The sequence below is a fragment of the Burkholderia sp. Ac-20365 genome (assembly GCF_017104715.1).
In the GTDB taxonomy this organism is placed as follows: domain Bacteria; phylum Pseudomonadota; class Gammaproteobacteria; order Burkholderiales; family Burkholderiaceae; genus Paraburkholderia.
The window spans coordinates 337266-357172 of sequence record NZ_JAAGPI010000002.1 but is presented as its reverse complement, the minus strand read 5'-3'; the positions used below and the strand labels follow the sequence as shown (position 1 = coordinate 357172).

Genomic DNA, 19907 nt, shown 5'->3' with positions numbered 1-19907 from the left:
CTGTCGGCAAGCGTCGTTGATTCGCGTCAGGCCGGGTTCGCTGCCTTCGCCGCGCCTTGCGCCGTCTGACCTTCCGTGCCGCGCGTCGTGGGCGCGGGCGTATTCAGTTCGAAGAACGTGTACGACAAGGTGATCGTCTTCACGTCTTTCGGCAGCTTCGGATCGACGACGAACACCACGGGCATGCGCTTCGATTCGTTCGCCTTCAACGTCTGCTGCGTAAAGCAAAAACACTCGATCTTCTTGAAGAACTCCGTGGCCTGCTTCGGCGCATAGCTCGGAATCGCCTGAGCCTGGATCGTGCGCGCCTGCTGGTTGCTCACGTCGTACATCACCGTCGTCACTTCGCCCGGATGCACGTCGATACTGTTCTGCTCCGGCTTGAACCCGAGCGGCCCGCGCGCGTTCGCGTCGAATTCGATCGAAATCGTGCGGCTCATATCGACCTGCGTGTTCTTCGCCTCGCGCGCGCTGGCGTCGCGCTGCACGAGGTTGTTGATGCCCGTGACCTCGCAGATCGCGCGATACATCGGGATCAGCGCAAAGCCGAAGCCGAACATCAGCAACGCGACCACCACGAGCTTGAACAGCATCGGACGGTTAAAAGAACGATCGGCCCCGGCGGGCGGTTGCGTCGACATCGAACTTCCTCAACAGATCACGTACACGGGCGATCCAGACTCGTCACGACAGGTCAGGAAGAGAACCAGACCTGCTTGACGACGGCACCCAGAAAAAAGACGGCGACGACGGCAAGCAGAATCAGACCGAGTCGCAGATTCCCTGCACGAATTTCTTCAGGCGTACGTCTTTTTTGTGGATTCCGGCTCATGCTCAACTTTCTTGGTACTACGTTGCTGCACTGTGTTTTTGTCCCGCTTCCCGCTCCGGCGTTGCGACGCCGGAGCGGGAGCTTCGAATACTGCTTGCGGCTTTATTCGACCGTCGGCGGATTTTCGAACGTGTGGAACGGAGCCGGGCTCGGCACGGTCCATTCGAGGCCCGTTGCGCCATCCCACGGCTTGTCGCCGGCCTTTTCGAGTTCGCCGCCGCCGCGATACGCCGGCAGCGCGACTGCGAACAGGAAGTACACCTGCGCGAGACCAAAGCCGAACGCACCGATCGTGATGACCTGGTTCCAGTCGGTGAACTGCGCCGGGTAGTCGGCATAACGACGCGGCATGCCGGCAAGACCGACGAAGTGCATCGGCAGGAACGCGAGGTTGAACGTGATCAGCGAAGCCCAGAAGTGGATCTTGCCGCGCGTCTCGTTGTACATCCAGCCGGTCCACTTCGGCGCCCAGTAGTACCAGCCGGAGAAGAGACCGAACAGAGACCCCGCCACCAGCACGTAGTGGAAGTGCGCGACCACGAAGTAAGTGCCGTGATACTGGATATCGAGCGGCGCCATCGCGAGCATCAGGCCCGTCAGACCGCCAAACGTGAACACGAACAGGAAGCCCACCGCGAACAGCATCGGCGTTTCGAAAGTGAGCGAACCGCGCCACATCGTCGCGACCCAGTTGAACACCTTCACGCCCGTCGGCACGGCGATCAGCATCGTCGCGTACATGAAGAACAGCTGGCCCGTGACCGGCATGCCCGTCGCGAACATGTGGTGCGCCCAGACCATGAACGACAGGATCGCGATCGACGCCGTTGCGTACACCATCGAGCTATAGCCGAACAGCGGCTTGCGCGCGAACGCCGGGATCACCTGCGACACGATCCCGAACGCCGGCAAGATCATGATGTAGACCTCGGGGTGTCCGAAGAACCAGAAGATGTGCTGATACATCACCGGGTCGCCGCCGCCTGCCGCGTTGAAGAACGACGTGCCGAAGTGGCGGTCGAACAGCACCATCGTGATCGCGCCTGCGAGCACCGGCATCACGGCGATCAGCAGGTACGCGGTGATCAGCCACGTCCACACGAACATCGGCATCTTCATCAGCGTGAGGCCGGGTGCGCGCATGTTCAGGATCGTCACGACGATGTTGATGCCGCCCATGATCGACGACGCGCCCATGATGTGGACCGCGAAAATCGCGAAGTCCATGCCTGGGCCCATCTGGGTGGACAGCGGCGCGTACAGAGTCCAGCCTGCGGCGGTTGCGCCGCCCGGCGTGAAGAACGAACCGACCAGCAGCACGGCAGCGACGGGCAGCAGCCAGAAGCTGAAGTTGTTCATCCGTGCGAAGGCCATGTCCGATGCGCCGATCTGCAGCGGAATCATCCAGTTCGCGAAGCCGACGAAGGCCGGCATGATCGCGCCGAACACCATGATCAGGCCGTGCATGGTGGTGAGCTGGTTGAAGAACTCGGGTCGCATGATCTGCAGGCCCGGTTCGAACAGCTCGGCGCGGATGCCCAGCGCCATCACGCCGCCGGACAAAAACATGATGAACGAGAACAGCAGGTACAGCGTACCGATATCTTTGTGGTTGGTGGCGAACAGCCAGCGACGCCAGCCATGCGGCGTCTCGTGCGCATGGTCGCCGTGCACGTGCTCGTGCCCTGCGGCTACATCGTGTCCGATGCTAGACATGACAATCTCCTAAATCGAATGCTGCTTTTCTCTGACTGTTACACGTCAGGCCGCTGCGCTGATCTCAACACGGCGTGCTTCCTTCGCGTCCGCACCGCCCGTGATCGTCTCCGGCTTCTTCAAAATAATATGGTCTTCGGCGATGCCCGCTGCCTTCAGCGCATCGCGCACGGCTTCGGCGCGCGCCTTCGCGAGTTTCGCGTTTTTGTCGGCGGAACCCGTTGCGTCTGTGTAGCCCGACAGCGTGAACTTCGCGTCCGGGTGCGCCTTCGCGTATGCGGCGGCTGCGTCGATTGCAGCTTTCGCGTCGGCGGGCAGCGTGCTCTTGTTCGTCTCGAAGTAGATGCTGGCGGGCAGCGACGCTTGCGGCGCCGATGCTGCCGCGTTGTCCGATGCACCCGACGCCGCTGCAGGAGCCGAAGCGCCCGCTTCGCCGCTTGCCGCCGCCGCGCCGCTCGCGCCTTCGGCACCGCTCGCTGCCGCTGCATCCGATGCCGCTGCCGCCGCTGCGCCCGCGAGGTGATCGCCACCTGCCGGCAGACGGCCGTTACGTGCATCGGCGATCTGCTTCGGCTGCAGGATGTCGCCCGTGTGGTTGCCCCACGAATTGCGTTCGTACGTGATGACGGAAGCGACCTCGACGTCGTTCAGCGTCGGCGCCCACGCCGGCATCGCGTTCTTGCCCTTCAGCACGATGTTCACATGCTCGGCGAGCGGGCCGTTCGCGACCTTGCTGCCGTCGAGCGCCGGGAATGCGCCCGCGCCCTTGCCGGTCGGCTGGTGGCAGACCGCGCAGTTCGCCGTGTAGACCTTGCCGCCGCGCTCCATCAGTTCGGCGAGCGTGTAGTTCTTGTTCGGATCGTCCAGGCCTGCGGCCATTTTCTTCTTCTGGTCGTCAACCCACTTCGCGTAGTCGTCATCCGAAAGAACCGTCACGACCACTGGCATGAACGCGTGTTCCTTGCCGCACAGCTCCGTACAGAAGCCGCGATACGTGCCGACCTTTTCCGCCTTGAACCACGTGTCGCGCACGAAGCCGGGAATCGCATCCTGCTTCACGCCGAACGCGGGCACGTACCACGAGTGCACGACGTCGTTGGCGGTGGTGATGATGCGGATCTTCTTGTTGACGGGGACGACGAGCGGATTGTCGACTTCCTGCAGATACGTATCCGTCTTCGGCGTCAGGCCGTCGACCTGGCTGCGCGGCGTGGTCAGCGTCGAGTAGAAGTTGATGCCTTCACCCGGGCCCTTCACGTAGTCGTACGCCCACTTCCACTGGTAGCCGGTGACCTTGACGGTCAGGTCGGCGTTGGTGGTGTCCTTCATCGCGACGACCGTCTTGGTGGCGGGCAGCGCCATCAGCACGACGATGATGAACGGGACGATCGTCCAGATGATTTCGACGGTGGTGCTTTCGTGGAAATGCGCGGCCTTGTAGCCTTTCGATTTGCGGTGCGCAAAGATCGAATAGAACATCACACCGAACACGCCGATGAAGATCACCGTGCAGAGAATCAGCATGAACGTGTGGAGGCTGTAGAGCTCTTCGGCAATCCTCGTCACGGGCGGCTGGAGATTGATCTCGTTGACGCGGGGGCCGCCAGGACTATCGCCGATTGCATGGGCAGCACCGGCGAAGAGCAGCCCGCTACACGCCAGCACGCCCACGAGGGCTCGCTTGATTGTTTTCATAGCTTCCTTACCCAAAATTTCCATTCAAACCCTCGACCCCGCTGGAAGGCTGCCTCTCGTCTTCTGGAACGGCGCGTCATTCAATATGCAACTTTTTGCGCCTGACACTGCCTGATCCACAGCCGCAGTTCATCGGCGAATTGCGCGCGCCGATATTGCGCAAGGTGCTGCCCGACCGTGACCGTCTCGCCACGCGAAACCAGTCTGATCCGGTCGCGCGGCGTTGCACCTGGCTCGACCCGCACCCAGCACGGGTTGAATTCGAACTGCGTGAGATGCTCGGCGCTGACCTGTTCGATCACGAGCCGGTTGGGAAACAGCCGGATGCGCTCGTAATCGACAGCATGGCGTGCATAAATTGCAAATGCGACGCCGACAGCGAGCAGCTCGATACCTGTGAACGGCAACACCAGCCATGCACCGTACAGGACCAGCAGGAATGCAATTAAGAGCGAGAATCCCGCGAGCGAGACATAGAAGAACACGAATTGCCGCGGCGAAACCGAACAGTTGCGCTTCATCAGCCAGTCCTTGAGGACGGGTTCCGAATCAGCCAGCAGATCGGTTGCATTCATCGCTGCCTCCCGCGAACCGCCAGTCACCGCATGCCGCCACTGCCATTCCCGCCCGGCGCAACTACTGCCGCCCGAACCGCGAACGCCTCGGGCCTGTCGCTCCTACTATTATGTGAGCTTTGAGCGACAAACTGACGCATTATAGGGCCGATCCAGGGCATCCACAAGCAACGCCCGATCGGCCGAAAACCCAAGCCACATAAGCCTCTGCGCCGTTTTGACGCAGTTTTTGAGGCGCTAATTTCGGGCATAACGGATGCCCTCTTTTCCGCCTCAACGATTACCCTGCCGTCCCCTTCCAATGTCCTCGATCCGTACGATTCCGTGCCCTTCCGGGGTCATTCTCGGCACCGCTTTCCACGCATGTCCGTAGATCACCTCGAAGGTCAGCGGGATCGTGCCGTCGGCGCTCCGGCGCGCTTCCAGCGCGGCCAGCAGCGCCTTGTGCATGCGCCGCGAACCCACCACGCCCGGTGATGCCTCGCGCCCGAACGGATAGGCGCCCCAGCGGCGCACATCGGCGAGCAGCGATTCGGGCGACTTGTACGTGATGGTCAACGTTTCCTGGTCCATCACGGGGATCTCGAAGCCACTTTCGACAAGCATATCGCCCAGATCGTGCATGTCTACGAAGTCGATTACATGTTTGTGCGTATTGACGCCGTGCGCGACTTCGATCTCTGCGTACGCACCGCGCAGTTCTTTCAGCGTGTCAGGCCCGAGCGTGCTGAACATCAGCAGGCCGTTGACCTTCAGTACGCGCTGCCATTCCGGGAAAACGAGGTCGGGCCGCGAGTGCCAGTGCAGCGCCAGATTCGACCAGATGAACTCGAATGCACCCGATGCAAAAGGCAAAGCCGAGAAATCGGCCTGAGCGAAGCGCGGACCGCGCGAGCCCAGCGCCTTGCCGAGCGAGGCAGGCAGAAAACGCCGCCAGCTGGTATCGGCGGCATCATGCTGGACGGCGCGCGCGAGCATCCCGCGCGACACATCGGTGCCGAACACGGGCGCCTCGGGGAAGCGCTCGCGCAGCGAAGGCAGGTCGTCGCCCGCGCCACAGCCGGCGTCCAGTACCTGAGACGGGTTGATCTTGATGTAGTCGAGCCGTTCGCGCATGCGTTGCGCGATTTCGCGCGGCAGAAACGCGACGTCGTCGAACGACGCTGCCCGGCGGTCGAAAATCTTCTGGAGACGGCGCGAATCATAGGCCGGACGGCCAGTTTCGGTGGGAGACACGGTTATTCGAGTCGTACGGACGGGGAGTGCGAAGTATACTCGCTCGATTCCGTCCCTTCAGCGTCAGCGGCCTTTGGAGGCGTGTCGATATGCCGAATTGGGCTATTTGTTGGCCGCGCGTCACCTTTTCCCGGAGAGTGCTTCGCGAACGGTTTGTCAGGGTCGCGCAACGCGCCGTCCCGGCGCTTCCGGCCCTCGCGCGCTTCGCGTTGCCGAATCCATGCGCCTTGTGCGGCAATATGTCGCATCGAACGCTGTGCGGCTTTTGCGACGAGGCGTGGTGGAACGAAGCCCGGCTGCGCTGCGCCGTCTGTGCGGTGCCGTTGAGCGGCTTCCGGCGGGCTGGCGCGATGCAATACCGGTGCGGCGACTGTCTCACCGCGCCGCCCGCGTTCGACGCGACCGTGGCGCTTGCCGACTACCGCGCGCCGCTGGACGCGCTAGCCGTCGGCCTCAAGTTCCGCGCCCGGCTCGCGCTCGCGCACGAGTTCGCGCGGCGGCTTGCCTGGGCTGCGCTGGATGTGCTCGACGAGCATGATCGTCCGGATGTCGTCGCGCCCGTACCACTTTCGGCGCAGCGGCTGGCCGGACGCGGCTACAACCAGGCATGGGAGATCGCGCGGCCCTGCGCGAAAGCGCTCGGGGTTCGCAGCGACGCAACGCTCGTGCGGCGCGTGATCGACACGGCGCCGCAATCGAAGCTCGATCTCGATGCGCGCAGGCAGAATGTCGGCCGCGCTTTTGAAGTGGCAAGGCGGGTGCAGGGTTTGCACGTGGCCGTCGTCGACGACGTGATGACGACGGGCGCCACGCTCGACGCCCTCGCCCGCACGCTGAAGGCAGCCGGCGCGCGGCGCGTGACGAATCTCGTCGCGCTACGCACGCCGAAAAACTAGTTTTTGACTCATCCGCATATGTTCAACGTCGTTCTCGTCGAACCCGAAATTCCGCCGAATACCGGCAACGTGATCCGCCTGTGCGCGAACACGGGCGCGCGCCTGCATCTGGTCGAGCCGCTCGGCTTCCCGCTCGACGACGCCAGAATGCGCCGCGCCGGCCTCGACTATCACGAGTACGCGCAGATGCGCGTGCATCGCAACTGGGACGCGCTGATCGAAACCGAAACGCCCGATTTCTCGCGCATGTTCGCGTTCACGACGCGCGGTTCCAGCCCGTTCCACTCGCACGCGTTTCAGCCCGGCGACTGGTTCGTGTTCGGCGCCGAAACGCGCGGCCTGCCGGATGACGTGTTGAACCGCTTCCCGCCCGAACAGCGCGTGCGTCTACCGATGCGCCCCGGCAATCGCAGCCTGAATCTGTCGAATACCGTCGCCGTGGTCGTGTTCGAAGCGTGGCGTCAGGCGGGCTTCGAAGGCGGCGCCTGAAGGCGTCGTTCGAGTTCGGCCTGGTAGCGCGCGTGCATCGCTTCGTCGAAGCACGCGAAGATCACCTGTTCGATGGATGGCGTTGAGTGCAGCGTGTCGATGACGGTCTGGATGGCGACGCGCACGGCGTCATCGGCGGGGAAACGGTAGACACCGCAGCTGATCGCGGGGAACGCGATGTTCTTCGCCTTCGCGTCACGTGCGAGTTCCAATGAGCGCCGATAGCACGACGCCAGCAATTCCGTCTCGCCACGCTCGCCGCCGTGCCACACAGGGCCGACGGCATGAATCACGTGGCGCGCCTTCAGCCGGTGACCGCCGGTGATCTTCGCGTCGCCTGTCACGCAGCCGCCCAGCGTCTCGCATTCGCGCAGCAAATCCGGTCCGGCCGCGCGATGAATCGCGCCGTCCACGCCACCGCCGCCTAGCAATGACGTGTTCGCCGCGTTGACGATCGCGTCGACGTCGAGCGTCGTGATGTCGACGACGCGTGCCTCGAGCGTGCAATGGCCAATGGTGAGCATGAGAAAACCTCCAGATCCGACACGGCAACGATAGGAGATGGACAGCAACAGACGCGTGCCGTTCGGCGTTAGCCATTACCGGCTGCGTAAAAGACCTTCAAGGAATTTGCTGAGATAAGAAGCGGGCCACGATGGCCCGCTTGCTACAGACGGCTCTTATTCAGCCTTGGCGTCACGGCGCAGCAGCGCACTGACGGCATCGCGCGGCGCGACGCCATTGAACAGCACGTCGCAGACGGCCTCGGTGATCGGCATTTCGATGCCATGCGATTGCGCGATCGCCAGCACGCCGCGCGCACAGCGCACGCCCTCGGCCACATGGCCTAGCGCGTTGAGAATATCTTCCAGCGAGCGGCCCGTTGCCAGCTGCATGCCCACCGTGCGATTGCGCGACAGATCGCCCGTCGCGGTCAGGATCAGATCGCCGAGACCCGTGAGCCCCGTGAACGTTTCCGCCCGGCCGCCCAGCGCCGCGCCTAAGCGCGACATTTCGGCGAGCCCGCGCGTGATCAGCGCCGCGCGGGCATTCAGCCCGAGCCCGAGACCATCGGCGATGCCCGTGGCGATCGCGAGCACGTTCTTCACCGCGCCTCCCACTTCGACGCCGACCACGTCATCGCCGCTATAGATGCGCATCGCGCCGTGATGGAACGCCGCGACCGTGCGCTCACGGCACGCCGCCGACGCACTCGCCACCGTCAACGCGACCGGCAGACCTTGCCCCACTTCGCGCGCGAAGCTTGGGCCCGACAGCGTGCCATTGCTCGCATGCCCGCTCAACTCTTGCGCGACGACCTGATTCGGCAGCAGTTGCGTGTCCGCCTCGAAGCCCTTGCAGAGCCACACGATATGCGCCGGCACGCGGCCCATGTCGCGCATCGTGCGCAGCATCGCGCGCAAGCCGGCGACGGGCGTCGCGACGACGCACAGCGCGTCGTCGGCTAGCGCGTGGTTCAGCGCGACGTCGAGATCCGCTTCGAAGCGAAGCGCAGACGGCAAGGCAACGCCCGCCAGATAGCGGGCGTTTTCATGCGACGTGGAGAGTTCGGCGATGAGCGCGGCATCGCGCGCCCACAGCACCGTATCGTGACGCGCGGCCAGATGGCCGGCGAGTGCGGTGCCCCATGCACCGGCGCCGAGAACGGCGACCTTCATACCCGGCACCGCCTGCGTGCGTCAGTGATGAGCGGCGCTGCCCGCGCCCGTTTCCTGGCTGGCGATCTGCGCGAGGCGTTGCTCGTACAGCGCCTGGAAGTTGATTTCTGCGAGGTGGATGGGCGGGAAGCCTGCGCGGGTGATCGCGTCGGCGATGTTCGAGCGCAGATACGGGAACAGGATGGTCGGGCAAGCAATGCCGACGAGTGGATCGATCTGCTCAGCCGGGATGTTGCGGATGTCGAAAATGCCCGCTTGCTTCGCTTCGATCAGGAAGGCGACCTTGTCGGTGACCTTGGCCGTCACGGTGCCCGTGACGAGAATTTCGAACACCGTGTCCGCGAGGCGCTCGGCCTTCACGTCGACTTCGACTTCGACCGACGGCATTTCCTGCTCGAGGAAAATAGCCGGCGAGTTCGGCTGCTCGAGCGACATGTCCTTCAGGTAGATGCGCTGGATATTGAAGAACGGCTGGTTGTTCTCGTCGGACATGAGTCTCTACTCCCTAAATTTCGTTGCGGCGGACGGATGCCGCCAGATCTCTTGATGTGCCGCGGGACGCCCCTTTTGGGGAGCGTCCCGCTGGCCGGTGCGAACCCGGCCTTGTTGTTTCGCTGCTCCGCGGCGCCATGACAGACGGCACAACGCCCGGGCAAAGCCTCAGCCCGAACTCAGGCAGCGGCTTCCAGCAACGGCGTCAGACCGCCCGCGCGATCGAGCGCCGACAGATCGTCATAACCGCCGACATGCGTGTCGCCGATATACACCTGCGGCACCGTGCGGCGGCCCGTACGCGTCATCATTTCCTGACGGCGTGCCGGGTCTTTGTCGATCAGCACCTTTTCGATGTGGTCGACGCCGCGCGACTTTAGTAGACGTTCGGCCATCTGGCAATACGGGCACACCTGCGTGCTGTACATGATTACCTTGTTCATTACTTCGCAACTCCTTGTTTGACGACGGGCATGCCCGCCTGCTGCCAGGCGTTGACGCCGCCTTCCAGCACGTGCACTTCCGCATAGCCTGCGTCGCGCACAATACGTGCCGCCTTGTTCGACTGCTGCCCGTTCTGGCAGACGAGCAGCACCGGGTTGCTCTTATTTTTCACGAGTTGGGCGACTTTCGCTTGCAACTCGCCAAATTCGACCTGACGGGCTGACGGCAGGTGTCCGCCGGCGTATTCCGCCGCGGAACGCAGGTCGATGACGACAGCGTTGCGCCGATTGATCAGCTGGGTGGCGGCAGCCGCCGAGAGGCCGCCGCGTCCGCGCCGGGAAATCGACGGCCACAGGAGCAACGCCCCGGAGATGAGGGCGACTGCGATCAGAACAAGGTTGGTGTAATCGGTGAAAAACTTCACGGAAGATCCGCCGGAAAAAAGGGAAGAAATCGGATAAATCGGAAAGGGCAATCCGACCATTATAAAATAACCGTCTGACGCGATGGCGACCGCCAGCCTGGCTGCGGTGCCGCCCCGATTACCGCTTCCTCACTACCGACCGGCACGATATGTACAAACTCGTTCTCATCCGCCACGGCGAATCGACGTGGAACAAGGAAAACCGCTTCACCGGCTGGGTCGACGTCGACCTGACCGAACAGGGCAACCTCGAAGCGCAGCAGGCAGGCACGCTGCTCAAGGAGTCGGGCTACACGTTCGACATCGCGTACACATCGGTGCTCAAGCGCGCGATCCGCACGCTGTGGCACGTGCAGGACAAGATGGACCTGATGTACCTGCCCGTGGTCCACTCGTGGCGCCTCAACGAACGCCACTACGGCGCGCTGTCGGGCCTGAACAAGGCCGAGACGGCCGCCAGGTTCGGCGACGAGCAGGTGCTGGTCTGGCGCCGCAGCTACGACACGCCGCCGCCCGCACTGGAGCCGACCGACGACCGCACCGCGTATAACGACCCGCGTTACGCGAAGGTGCCGCGCGAACAGCTGCCGCTGACGGAATGCCTGAAGGACACCGTCGCGCGCGTGATGCCCATCTGGAACGAGTCGATCGCACCCGCGATCAAGTCGGGCCGCAAGGTGCTGATCGCCGCACACGGCAATTCGATCCGCGCGCTGGTCAAGTATCTGGACAACATCTCCGACAGCGACATCGTCGGACTGAACATCCCGAATGGCGTGCCCCTCGTCTATGAACTCGACGAAGACCTGAAGCCGATCAAGCATTACTACCTCGGCGATCAGGAAGCGATCGCGAAGGCGCAGGCCGCTGTCGCGAAGCAGGGCAAGGCAGGCTGATCACGGCCACGCCCATGATCGTGACCCGCCGCGCTGCCGCTGCGGGTCATCGCGCTTCACATGGCCGGCGCGCGTGCCTGACGGCGTCGCCATGTATGCGCCATGTTCGTGTCATCCCGTATCGTTGCGGGATGACCGGACGCATCCCGGCGACGCCAACGCGCCGCCCGGCCAGACCGATGCGCACGCAACGGTATCGGCGATTGATCCCATATAGAACGGCGTTTTTTGGCCTGGCGGGCGTCCGCCAGCGCACAGTCGCCGCACAGAACGGCAGCGATCCTAAGAACCTCGCGGCGCGAGCGCTGTCGAAACCGATTACCCACACGTACAGGCCGTGCAAGCGTCACGTTATACTTGTCCGTCCTTTTTCCTTTGACGCTGCCACGCGCTTCCGACCGCAACACACTCTATGCGAAAGAACCTGAAAAATATCGGCCTTATCGCCGCGGGCCTGGCTACCGGCGTTTTTGCTACCCTGCAACTGAGCGCCTCGGCCCAGCAACCTGCTTCCGCGCCCCTGCCGCTCGACCAGTTGCGGCTCTTCGCCGAAGTCTTCGGGCAAATCAAGCATGAGTATGTAGAGCCCGTCGACGACAAGAAGCTGCTGACGGCCGCGATCAAGGGCATGGTGTCGAGCCTCGATCCGCACTCGTCGTATCTCGACAAGACCGATTACGAAGAACTGCAGGAGCAGACCAAGGGCCGCTTCGCGGGCCTCGGTATCGAAATTTCGCAGGAAGACGGCCTCATCAAGGTCATCTCGCCGATCGAAGACACGCCCGCGTTTCGCGCCGGCATCCGTCCGGGCGACCTGATCACCCGCATCAACGACAAGCCCGTGCGCGGCATGACGCTCGATAAAGCCGTCAAGCAGATGCGCGGCGAGCCGGGCACGAAGGTCACGCTGACCATCTTCCGCAAGACCGACGACCGCACGTTCCCGCTCACCGTTACGCGCGCGATCATCAAGGTCCAGAGTGTGAAGGCGAAGGTGCTCGCACCGGGATATGCCTATGTGCGAATCACGAGCTTCCAGGAACGCACGGTGCCGGACCTCGCAGCCAAGCTGCAGGACATCGCACGCCAGCAGCCGAACCTGAAGGGCCTGATCCTCGATCTGCGCAACAACGGCGGCGGTCTGCTGCAGAGCGCGGTCGGCGTCGCGGGCGCGTTCCTGCCGCCGGATTCCGTGGTCGTGTCGACCAACGGCCAGATTCCGGACTCGAAGCAGGTCTATCGCGACACCTATGACAACTATCGCCTGCCGTCCTTCGACAGCGATCCGCTGAAGAACCTGCCGCCGATCTTCAAGACCGTGCCGATGATCGTGCTGACCAACGCGTACTCCGCGTCGGCATCGGAGATCGTCGCGGGCGCGCTGCAGGATCAGCACCGCGCCCTGATCGTCGGCAAGACGACGTTCGGCAAGGGCTCGGTGCAGACCGTGCGTCCCATGACAGCGGATTCGGCGCTGCGTCTGACCACGGCGTACTACTACACGCCGAGCGGCCGTTCTATCCAGAACAAGGGCATCCGTCCTGACGTCGCGGTGGATCAATACGCGGACGGTGATCCGGACGACGCACTCGTCACGCGCGAAGTCGACTACTCGAATCACCTTGCGAACACGCAAGACCCGAACGAGAAGAAGGAACAGGAACAGCGCGAACAGGAGCGTATGGACCAGTTGCGTCTGCTCGAAGAGCAGAACGACAAGAAGACGCCGGAACAGAAGCAGAAGGATCGCGATCGCAAGCCGGTCGAATTCGGTTCTGCCGACGACTTCATGCTGCAACAAGGTCTGAACAAGCTCGAAGGCAAGCCGGTTCAGGAATCGAAGTCGCTGATGGAGCGCCGTCTCGCGCAGAACAAGCCGGCGCAATCGGCTTCGGCGCCTGTCGCCGTGAAGCCCGCGCTGCCGGCCACGCCGACGGCGTCGAACCCTGCGGTGCCGGCTTCTGCAACGCAGCCTGCTTCCCAGCCGGCAGCGCCTGCCAAGTAAGCGTTTGATCTACCCCAGTGTCTTCGCGGCCATCGCGCCGCGAAGACACTTTGCTCCGCGCGATTAGAATAACGAGAAGCTCGCGCCGCTTCCCTCTCCTGCCAGCGCGACACCAACGACACACGCCGCGCCCCGCCATGAACGACGATCAACTCCTGCGCTATTCCCGCCACATCCTCGTCGATGAACTCGGCATCGAGGCTCAGCAACGCTTTCTCGACGCGCATGCGATCGTTGTCGGCGCGGGTGGTCTTGGCTCGCCGGCTGCGATGTATCTTGCGGCGGCGGGCGTCGGCAAGCTGACGCTCGTCGATGCCGATACCGTCGATCTCACCAATCTGCAGCGTCAGATTCTGCATGTGACGAAGTCGGTTGGGCGTTTGAAGGTCGAGTCGGGTCGCGACGCAATCGCGCAACTGAACCCTGAGGTGATCGTGAACGCCGTGGCCGATCGTGTCGACGATGCATGGCTCGACGGCAACGTGCCGCAAGCGACCGTCGTGCTCGACTGCACCGACAACTTCGCGACACGTCACGCGATCAACCGCGCGTGCGTGAAGCACGGCGTGCCGCTCGTGTCAGGCGCGGCGCTGCGTTTCGATGGCCAGATCAGCACATTCGATTTCCGCAGCGAAGACTCGCCGTGCTATGCGTGCGTGTTTCCGGAAGACCAGCCGTTCGAGGAAGTCGCGTGCTCGACCATGGGCGTGTTCGCGCCGACGGTTGGCATCATCGGCGCGATGCAGGCGGCGGAAGCACTGCGGGTGATCGCAGGCATCGGCGAGCCGCTGGTGGGCCGCCTGATGATGCTCGATTCGCTGCGGATGGAGTGGAATACGATGCGCATCGCGCGACAGCCGGATTGCCCGGTGTGCGGCGAGCGGCATCGTTCGTAATTGCTGAGGTAACTGCACAGGCGCCCGATCGGGCGCCTCGATCTCAAGCCTGAGAAACGCGATCCAGCGCCGACTGCACTTCTTCCGGCTCGAACGCCGCGAGCACATCGGCGACCGGCTTTTCCAGCGTCTTCAGATGCGAGCGCAGGATCTCCTGCTTCACGAGCAGCAACTGGCTCGGATGCATCGAGAACTCCGTCAGCCCCATGCCGAGCAGCAAACGCGTGAGCGTCGGATCGCCCGCCATTTCCCCGCAGATCGACACCGGCACGCCCGCGCGCTTCGCTTCGCGCAGCGTGAACGCGATCAGATGCAGCACCGCGGGATGCAGCGGATCGTACAGATGCGCGACCGCGTTATCCGCGCGGTCGATAGCCAGCGTGTACTGGATCAGATCGTTCGTGCCGATCGACAGGAAATCGAGGCGCTTCAGGAACAGCGGCAAAGCAATCGCCGCAGCCGGAATCTCGATCATCGCGCCGACGCGCACGTTCGGATCGTACGAAAGGCCCGCATCGTCGAGTTGACGCTTGGCTTCCTGGATCAGATCGAGCGTCTGGTCGATTTCGCGCGCATGCGCGAGCATCGGAATCAGGATCTTCACCGAACCGAACGCCGACGCGCGCAGAATCGCGCGCAACTGCGTGAGGAACATATGCGGCTCGGACAGGCTCCAGCGGATCGCGCGCAGACCCAGCGCCGGGTTGGGCGCCGTCTCGAACTCGTCGCCACCGAGTGAATCGAGCGGCTTGTCCGCGCCGACGTCGATCGTGCGGATCGTCACGGGCATGCCGTTCATCAGCTCGACAGCGCGCCTGTACGCGGCGAACTGCTCTTCCTCTTCCGGCATCCCGTCCTTCTGATTCATGAACAGGAACTCAGTACGGAACAGGCCGATGCCCGTCGCGCCCGCATCGAGCGCAGCTTGTGCATCCTCAGGCAGCTCGATGTTCGCGCACAGGTCGATGCGTGTGCCGCACACCGTTTGCGTGGGCGAGAACTTCAGGCGCTGCAGCTTGCGTGCTTCCAGCGCCTTCTCGCTTTGCCGGTATGAATACTCTTCGAGGACGATAGGCGCCGGATCGACGATCACAATGCCATGATCGCCGTCGACGATGATCAGATCATCCTGGCGAATCAGCGCGCTCGCGTGTTGCACGCCGACTGTCGCGGGAATGCCGAGACTGCGCGCGACGATCGCCGTATGCGACGTGCGGCCGCCGAGATCCGTGACGAAGCCCTGGAAGGTTTGGCCCTTGAACTGCATCATGTCGGCGGGCGCGATGTCGTGCGCGACCACGATCATCTCGTCGCAACGACCATGCACGCCATTGACGAGCGCACCTGATGCGCCCGCGAGCGCCTTCAGCACGCGCTCGACCACCTGTTCGATATCGGCTTTACGCTCGCGCAGATACTCGTCTTCGACTTCATCGAAGTGACGTGTGAGGCGTTCGAGCTGTTCCGTCAGCGCCCATTCGACGTTGTAGCGGCGCGTGCGGATGAGGTCGATGGTTTCCTGAACGAGCATTGCGTCGTTCAGGATCATGGTGTGGACGTCGATGAAGGCGCCCATCTCGCTGGGCGCGTCTGCCGAGAGATCGGCGCGCAATTCGTCGAGCTCCTGATGCACGACCGCCTGCGCCGCGCGAAAACGCTCCACCTCGCCCTCGATCTGGGTGGGCTCGATCAGATAGTGGTCGACGTCCAGTGCAGCCGGGGCGATCAGATATGCCCGCCCGATGGCGATACCGCGTGACACGGGAATTCCATGCAGCGTGAACGACACGCGCACCTCCTCTAGTTGTGTGATGCCGCGGCAAACCGCTGCAGTGCTCTCAGACCCCGACGGTGATTATAAATTCCGTACCGCCTAACGGTGCGATGCGGGTGCTGTGCAGCGCAGCATTGCAAGGCCGTGGAAAGCTGGACGGACGCGCGAATCCGGCAGCTCAAAAGAAAACGCCGCGACATCGCGCGGCGTCTTCTATCCAGAACGAATGCACCAGCGGCTTTTTTATTGTCCTTCGCCGAATTTGTCGGCGATCAGTTTGAGCAGTGCATCCATCGCATCTTTTTCGTCGGCGCCTTCCGTTTCGATCACCACCGTACTGCCGATGCCCGCTGCCAGCATCATCACGCCCATGATGCTCTTCGCGTTGATGCGCCGGCCATTGCGGCTCATCCATATCTCCGACTGAAAGTTGGCGGCGAGTTGCGTGAGTTTGGCTGACGCGCGTGCGTGCAGCCCCAGCTTGTTCACGATAGTCGTTTCCTGTTGCAGCATGTGTTGGTCCGATACGCTGGTGTTGATGTTATCGAGGTAAAACGAAAATTCGTGGCGCGACGCTTATGCGCCGCTGCGGTTGCAGACAGTCTCCGCGCCCGCTTTACAGGTCTCGAGAGGCGCCTTGTCCGTCGACGGCGATGCTGGAAAACAGCCGTCCGCGTCCGCGCTGGCCGCCGCGGGCGTCGCCGGCCCGACCGCCTGGATGCCCTTGCTCGCACCCGCCAGCGCCTTGTCGACGAGCACGTCGAGTGGCGTGGCGCGGTAACAGACGGCGCGCACGAGCATCGGCAGATTGACGCCTGCGAGCACGCGCACATCGGGAATCGACGCGAGGCGCCCCGCGATGTTCGCCGGTGTCGCGCCGTACATGTCCGTCAGCACCAGCGCACCGTTTTCTTCCTTCAGCCTGTCGATCTCCGCATGCGCGAACGCGACGACCTGGGCGGGATCGCAATCCGCCGACACGTCGATGACGCCGATGCGGGCGGGCAAGCCGCCGTAAATATGAGAAACGCACTCGCGAAGCGCGGAGGCGAAGGGAGCGTGCGCAATGATCAGAATGCCTGCCATGTCAGCCTTGCTGCAGAAAAACGCCCGAAAATCGCGGCCATGCTTCTGGTGCGCGGGCGCGCAAGGCAGCAGACCATCGAACTCGCCTGGGATCGGGCCGCCAAGGGGCCGGATCACAATCGCCCTCACGGGCTTTTTTCAGGGGAGCGGGCATTGTATCAGCCTCATTTTCGCGCTATCCGCCTTTTCTCGCCTTGGCGGGCGGACAGCGCGAATCCATAGCAAACATGGCGGCGCACGAGCGCCGCTTCAACCGACAGCCTTCTCTAGCGCGTCGATGAACATCGCCGCCACATCGAAGCCCGTCTGATCCATGATCTCGCGGAAGCACGTCGGGCTCGTGACGTTCACTTCCGTCAGCCAGTCGCCGATTGCGTCCAGCCCGACCAGCAGCAACCCACGCGCCTTCAGCACGGGCCCGAGCGTTTCGGCGATTTCGCGATCGCGCGCCGTCAGCGGCTGCGCGACACCGAGGCCGCCTGCCGCCAGATTGCCGCGCACCTCATTGCCCTGCGGAATACGTGCGAGCGAATACGGCACCGGCTCGCCGCCGATCAGCAGAATGCGCTTGTCGCCCGTCTTGATCTCGGGGATGAACTTCTGCGCCATCACCGAGCGCGCGCCGTCGTGGCTCAGCATCTCGACGATCGAACCCAGATTCATGCCGTCCGCCTTCACGCGGAACACGCCCATGCCGCCCATGCCGTCGAGCGGCTTGAGGATCACGTCGCCATGCTCGGCGTGGAACGCGCGCAGCCGCGCCGGATCGCGCGTGACGAGCGTCGGCGCGACGAACTGCGGAAACTCGCCGATCGCCATCTTTTCCGAGTGATCGCGGATCGCCTGCGGCTTGTTGAAGATGCGCGCGCCCGCGCGCTCGGCCAACTCCAGCAGCCACGTCGACGTCACGTATTCCATGTCGAACGGCGGATCCTTGCGCATCAGCACGGCGCCGAAGCCCGGCAGCGCTCGCGGCTCGACAGGCTGCGCCTCGTACCATACGTCGCGATGCCCGTCCGACTGATCGCCGACGATCTCGAAGCGGTACACGTTCGCCTCGACGCCGCTGCCCGTCCACGCCAGATGCTGCGGCTCGCATGCGTACAGCGTGTGACCGCGCTTCGCGGCCTCGGCCATCATCGCGTAGGTCGAGTCCTTGTAGATCTTGAAGCGGGAAAGCGGGTCGGCGATGAAGAGAATGTCCATGGATTTCCTGGGGCGCCCTCGCGGGCCACACATTGTTCGTTATAGCGTAAGGCGGACGCGCCGGAAGGACGCATCGGCCTGCAGATGTTGCGGGATGCTGCCGCGTTCGGGGCGGCGGGAGCGTCAGCCTACCGCGACCGGGCGCCACGTGCTTGCGGCGTGCCCGCTGCCTTCGAGCCGGATCAGACCTGAATCGCCTCGGGGTCGGTCTTCTCCAGTTCCACCGACGCCGCCAGCAGCCCCAGCCGCCCGACCACGCCGTACATGTAGAAGCGGTTCGGCGGCGCAGCACCGGGCTTCGCGTGCGCATCCGGCAGCGCGGTGTGCTCGAAGCCGAGCGGCACGAAGTGCATGCCGGGCGCGTTCAGGTTCTGATCGCGCTCGCGGCTGCCGTGCACGCGATAGAAACCGCCCACCACATACCGGTCGATCATGTACACGACAGGCTCGGCCACTTCCTCACCGATGCGCTCGAACGTGTAGACGCCTTCCTGCACGATCATGTCGTGCACGTCGAGGCCTTCCTTCGTGGTCGACATCCGCGTGCGTTCGCGCTTGGTGAGCGCAGCCACTTCCGACGCGTCGTGCACCGTCATCACGCCCATGCCGTACGTGCCCGCATCCGACTTGATGACGACATACGGCCGCTCCGAAATGCCGTACTCGCGATACTTCTTGGCGATCTTCTTCAACACGCCGTCGATCGCATCGGAGAGCGCTTCCTCGCCCGTGCGCGCTTCGAAATCCACGCCTTCGACATGCGCGAAATACGGGTTGATCATCCACGGATCGATTTCGACCATCTTCGCGAACTTCTTCGCGACGTCGTCATAGCACGAGAAGTGCGTCGACTTGCGGCGCACGGCCCAACCGGCATGCAGCGGCGGCAGCACGTACTGCTCGTGCAGATTTTCGAGAATAGGCGGAATGCCGCCCGACAGATCGTTATTCAGCAGGATCGAGCACGGATCGAAATTCTTCAGCCCGATGCGGCGCGCCGAGCGCTCCAGCGGCTCCAGCACGATCTTCTGGCCGTCCGACAGCGCAATTGTCACGGGGCCGACGATGCTTTCATCGAGCGTGCCGAAGCGCACGTTCAGGCCGGCCTGACGCATGATCGTCGCAAGGCGCGCGACGTTCTCCAGGTAAAACGCATTGCGGGTGTGACGCTCGGGAATCACGAGCAGGTTCTTCGCGTCCGGGCAGATCTTCTCGATCGACGCCATCGCCGCCTGCACGGCGAGCGGCAGCGTTTCCTGCGGCAGGTTGTTGAACGCGCCGGGGAACAGATTCGTATCGACGGGCGCGAGCTTGAAACCGGCGTTACGCAGGTCCACCGAGCAATAGAACGGCGGCGTGTGCTCCTGCCATTCGAGGCGGAACCAGCGTTCGATTGCAGGTGTGGCGTCGAGGATCTTCCGCTCGAGGTCGAGCAGCGGGCCGTTTAACGCCGTAACTAAATGCGGAACCATTGATCACTCGCAAGCTGGAGAAAAAAGATTGTAGAGCAAATGCTTTGCCCATTTGGGGACGCTTTCTCCGTTCGCAAGTTATGGGTGGATGCAT

At 63.3% G+C, this 19907-nt stretch carries 21 protein-coding genes; 5 read left to right on the top strand and 16 right to left on the bottom strand.

Annotated elements, in window-relative coordinates; genetic code table 11:
• Window positions 1-26: 26 nt before the first annotated feature.
• From G3O01_RS04925 to G3O01_RS04900, 6 genes are all read right to left on the bottom strand, one after another.
• Window positions 27-641, bottom strand: a complete 615-nt coding sequence (locus tag G3O01_RS04925; protein ID WP_205803410.1) for a cytochrome c oxidase assembly protein — start codon at window positions 639-641, stop codon at window positions 27-29.
• Between the two features lie 53 nt (window positions 642-694).
• Window positions 695-832 (bottom strand): cytochrome oxidase small assembly protein, encoded by a 138-nt coding sequence (locus G3O01_RS04920; RefSeq protein WP_205803409.1) that lies wholly within the window; start codon window positions 830-832, stop codon window positions 695-697.
• 102 nt (window positions 833-934) lie between these two features.
• A complete protein-coding gene (gene ctaD / locus G3O01_RS04915; RefSeq protein WP_205803408.1) occupies window positions 935-2548 on the bottom strand; it encodes a cytochrome c oxidase subunit I in 1614 nt (537 codons plus the stop codon).
• 45 nt (window positions 2549-2593) lie between these two features.
• Window positions 2594-4267 carry a cytochrome c oxidase subunit II gene (gene coxB / locus G3O01_RS04910; protein WP_205803407.1) on the bottom strand — a complete coding sequence of 558 codons (1674 nt, stop codon included), beginning with the start codon at window positions 4265-4267 and terminating at the stop codon, window positions 2594-2596.
• Window positions 4268-4323: 56 nt separating this feature from the next.
• On the bottom strand, window positions 4324-4818 hold the full coding sequence (locus G3O01_RS04905; RefSeq protein ID WP_205803406.1) for a DUF2244 domain-containing protein: 495 nt from the start codon (window positions 4816-4818) through the stop codon (window positions 4324-4326).
• A 273-nt stretch (window positions 4819-5091) separates the two neighbouring features.
• Window positions 5092-6060 (bottom strand): methyltransferase domain-containing protein, encoded by a 969-nt coding sequence (locus G3O01_RS04900; RefSeq protein ID WP_205803706.1) that lies wholly within the window; start codon window positions 6058-6060, stop codon window positions 5092-5094.
• A gap of 233 nt (window positions 6061-6293) precedes the next feature.
• Here G3O01_RS04900 and G3O01_RS04895 point away from each other — a divergent pair, with 233 nt between their 5' ends.
• Window positions 6294-6950 carry a ComF family protein gene (locus G3O01_RS04895; protein WP_241023658.1) on the top strand — a complete coding sequence of 219 codons (657 nt, stop codon included), beginning with the start codon at window positions 6294-6296 and terminating at the stop codon, window positions 6948-6950.
• Between the two features lie 18 nt (window positions 6951-6968).
• Window positions 6969-7439, top strand: coding sequence for a tRNA (uridine(34)/cytosine(34)/5-carboxymethylaminomethyluridine(34)-2'-O)-methyltransferase TrmL (gene trmL / locus G3O01_RS04890; RefSeq protein WP_205803404.1), 471 nt, complete (start codon window positions 6969-6971; stop codon window positions 7437-7439).
• Here trmL and G3O01_RS04885 read toward each other — a convergent pair.
• From G3O01_RS04885 to G3O01_RS04865, 5 genes are all read right to left on the bottom strand, one after another.
• Window positions 7412-7963: an O-acetyl-ADP-ribose deacetylase gene (locus G3O01_RS04885; RefSeq protein WP_205803403.1), complete on the bottom strand. Its 552-nt coding sequence runs from the start codon at window positions 7961-7963 to the stop codon at window positions 7412-7414. The genes trmL and G3O01_RS04885 overlap by 28 nt on opposite strands.
• Before the next feature lie 156 nt (window positions 7964-8119).
• Window positions 8120-9118, bottom strand: a complete 999-nt coding sequence (locus tag G3O01_RS04880) for an NAD(P)H-dependent glycerol-3-phosphate dehydrogenase (protein ID WP_205803402.1) — start codon at window positions 9116-9118, stop codon at window positions 8120-8122.
• A 21-nt stretch (window positions 9119-9139) separates the two neighbouring features.
• Window positions 9140-9610, bottom strand: coding sequence for a protein-export chaperone SecB (gene secB, locus G3O01_RS04875; RefSeq protein ID WP_205803401.1), 471 nt, complete (start codon window positions 9608-9610; stop codon window positions 9140-9142).
• Between the two features lie 179 nt (window positions 9611-9789).
• Window positions 9790-10053, bottom strand: coding sequence for a glutaredoxin 3 (gene grxC / locus G3O01_RS04870; RefSeq protein WP_205803400.1), 264 nt, complete (start codon window positions 10051-10053; stop codon window positions 9790-9792).
• Entirely contained in the window at window positions 10053-10478 is a 426-nt protein-coding gene (locus G3O01_RS04865) for a rhodanese-like domain-containing protein (RefSeq protein WP_205803399.1), read from the bottom strand. Before G3O01_RS04865 ends, grxC begins: the two co-directional genes overlap by 1 nt.
• Before the next feature lie 149 nt (window positions 10479-10627).
• Here G3O01_RS04865 and gpmA point away from each other — a divergent pair, with 149 nt between their 5' ends.
• From gpmA to moeB, 3 genes are all read left to right on the top strand, one after another.
• Window positions 10628-11374, top strand: coding sequence for a 2,3-diphosphoglycerate-dependent phosphoglycerate mutase (gene gpmA, locus G3O01_RS04860; protein WP_205803398.1), 747 nt, complete (start codon window positions 10628-10630; stop codon window positions 11372-11374).
• 412 nt (window positions 11375-11786) lie between these two features.
• Window positions 11787-13379 carry a S41 family peptidase gene (locus G3O01_RS04855; RefSeq protein WP_205803397.1) on the top strand — a complete coding sequence of 531 codons (1593 nt, stop codon included), beginning with the start codon at window positions 11787-11789 and terminating at the stop codon, window positions 13377-13379.
• Window positions 13380-13516: 137 nt separating this feature from the next.
• Window positions 13517-14275 (top strand): molybdopterin-synthase adenylyltransferase MoeB, encoded by a 759-nt coding sequence (gene moeB / locus G3O01_RS04850; protein ID WP_205803396.1) that lies wholly within the window; start codon window positions 13517-13519, stop codon window positions 14273-14275.
• A gap of 43 nt (window positions 14276-14318) precedes the next feature.
• On the opposite strand, the gene ptsP is transcribed toward moeB, so the two are convergent.
• The 5 genes from ptsP to gshA form a co-directional block, all read right to left on the bottom strand.
• Window positions 14319-16064, bottom strand: a complete 1746-nt coding sequence (gene ptsP, locus G3O01_RS04845; RefSeq protein ID WP_205803395.1) for a phosphoenolpyruvate--protein phosphotransferase — start codon at window positions 16062-16064, stop codon at window positions 14319-14321.
• A 228-nt stretch (window positions 16065-16292) separates the two neighbouring features.
• Window positions 16293-16562, bottom strand: coding sequence for an HPr family phosphocarrier protein (locus G3O01_RS04840; RefSeq protein ID WP_109479355.1), 270 nt, complete (start codon window positions 16560-16562; stop codon window positions 16293-16295).
• A 63-nt stretch (window positions 16563-16625) separates the two neighbouring features.
• Window positions 16626-17135: a PTS sugar transporter subunit IIB gene (locus tag G3O01_RS04835; protein ID WP_205803394.1), complete on the bottom strand. Its 510-nt coding sequence runs from the start codon at window positions 17133-17135 to the stop codon at window positions 16626-16628.
• A gap of 249 nt (window positions 17136-17384) precedes the next feature.
• Window positions 17385-18341 (bottom strand): glutathione synthase, encoded by a 957-nt coding sequence (gene gshB / locus G3O01_RS04830; protein ID WP_205803393.1) that lies wholly within the window; start codon window positions 18339-18341, stop codon window positions 17385-17387.
• Between the two features lie 182 nt (window positions 18342-18523).
• Window positions 18524-19813: a glutamate--cysteine ligase gene (gene gshA, locus G3O01_RS04825; protein WP_205803392.1), complete on the bottom strand. Its 1290-nt coding sequence runs from the start codon at window positions 19811-19813 to the stop codon at window positions 18524-18526.
• Between the last annotated feature and the right edge of the window lie 94 nt (window positions 19814-19907).

Excerpts from the sequence above, each read along its gene's own strand:
- G3O01_RS04925 (WP_205803410.1), bottom strand. The coding sequence starts at position 641 with ATGTCGACGCAACCGCCCGCCGGGGCCGATCGTTCTTTTAACCGTCCG.
- G3O01_RS04920 (WP_205803409.1), bottom strand. The coding sequence starts at position 832 with ATGAGCCGGAATCCACAAAAAAGACGTACGCCTGAAGAAATTCGTGCA.
- ctaD (WP_205803408.1), bottom strand. The coding sequence starts at position 2,548 with ATGTCTAGCATCGGACACGATGTAGCCGCAGGGCACGAGCACGTGCAC.
- coxB (WP_205803407.1), bottom strand. The coding sequence starts at position 4,267 with ATGGAAATTTTGGGTAAGGAAGCTATGAAAACAATCAAGCGAGCCCTC.
- G3O01_RS04905 (WP_205803406.1), bottom strand. The coding sequence starts at position 4,818 with ATGAATGCAACCGATCTGCTGGCTGATTCGGAACCCGTCCTCAAGGAC.
- G3O01_RS04895 (WP_241023658.1), top strand. The coding sequence starts at position 6,294 with ATGTCGCATCGAACGCTGTGCGGCTTTTGCGACGAGGCGTGGTGGAAC.
- trmL (WP_205803404.1), top strand. The coding sequence starts at position 6,969 with ATGTTCAACGTCGTTCTCGTCGAACCCGAAATTCCGCCGAATACCGGC.
- G3O01_RS04885 (WP_205803403.1), bottom strand. The coding sequence starts at position 7,963 with ATGCTCACCATTGGCCATTGCACGCTCGAGGCACGCGTCGTCGACATC.
- G3O01_RS04880 (WP_205803402.1), bottom strand. The coding sequence starts at position 9,118 with ATGAAGGTCGCCGTTCTCGGCGCCGGTGCATGGGGCACCGCACTCGCC.
- secB (WP_205803401.1), bottom strand. The coding sequence starts at position 9,610 with ATGTCCGACGAGAACAACCAGCCGTTCTTCAATATCCAGCGCATCTAC.
- grxC (WP_205803400.1), bottom strand. The coding sequence starts at position 10,053 with ATGAACAAGGTAATCATGTACAGCACGCAGGTGTGCCCGTATTGCCAG.
- gpmA (WP_205803398.1), top strand. The coding sequence starts at position 10,628 with ATGTACAAACTCGTTCTCATCCGCCACGGCGAATCGACGTGGAACAAG.
- G3O01_RS04855 (WP_205803397.1), top strand. The coding sequence starts at position 11,787 with ATGCGAAAGAACCTGAAAAATATCGGCCTTATCGCCGCGGGCCTGGCT.
- moeB (WP_205803396.1), top strand. The coding sequence starts at position 13,517 with ATGAACGACGATCAACTCCTGCGCTATTCCCGCCACATCCTCGTCGAT.
- G3O01_RS04840 (WP_109479355.1), bottom strand. The coding sequence starts at position 16,562 with ATGCTGCAACAGGAAACGACTATCGTGAACAAGCTGGGGCTGCACGCA.
- G3O01_RS04835 (WP_205803394.1), bottom strand. The coding sequence starts at position 17,135 with ATGGCAGGCATTCTGATCATTGCGCACGCTCCCTTCGCCTCCGCGCTT.
- gshB (WP_205803393.1), bottom strand. The coding sequence starts at position 18,341 with ATGGACATTCTCTTCATCGCCGACCCGCTTTCCCGCTTCAAGATCTAC.
- gshA (WP_205803392.1), bottom strand. The coding sequence starts at position 19,813 with ATGGTTCCGCATTTAGTTACGGCGTTAAACGGCCCGCTGCTCGACCTC.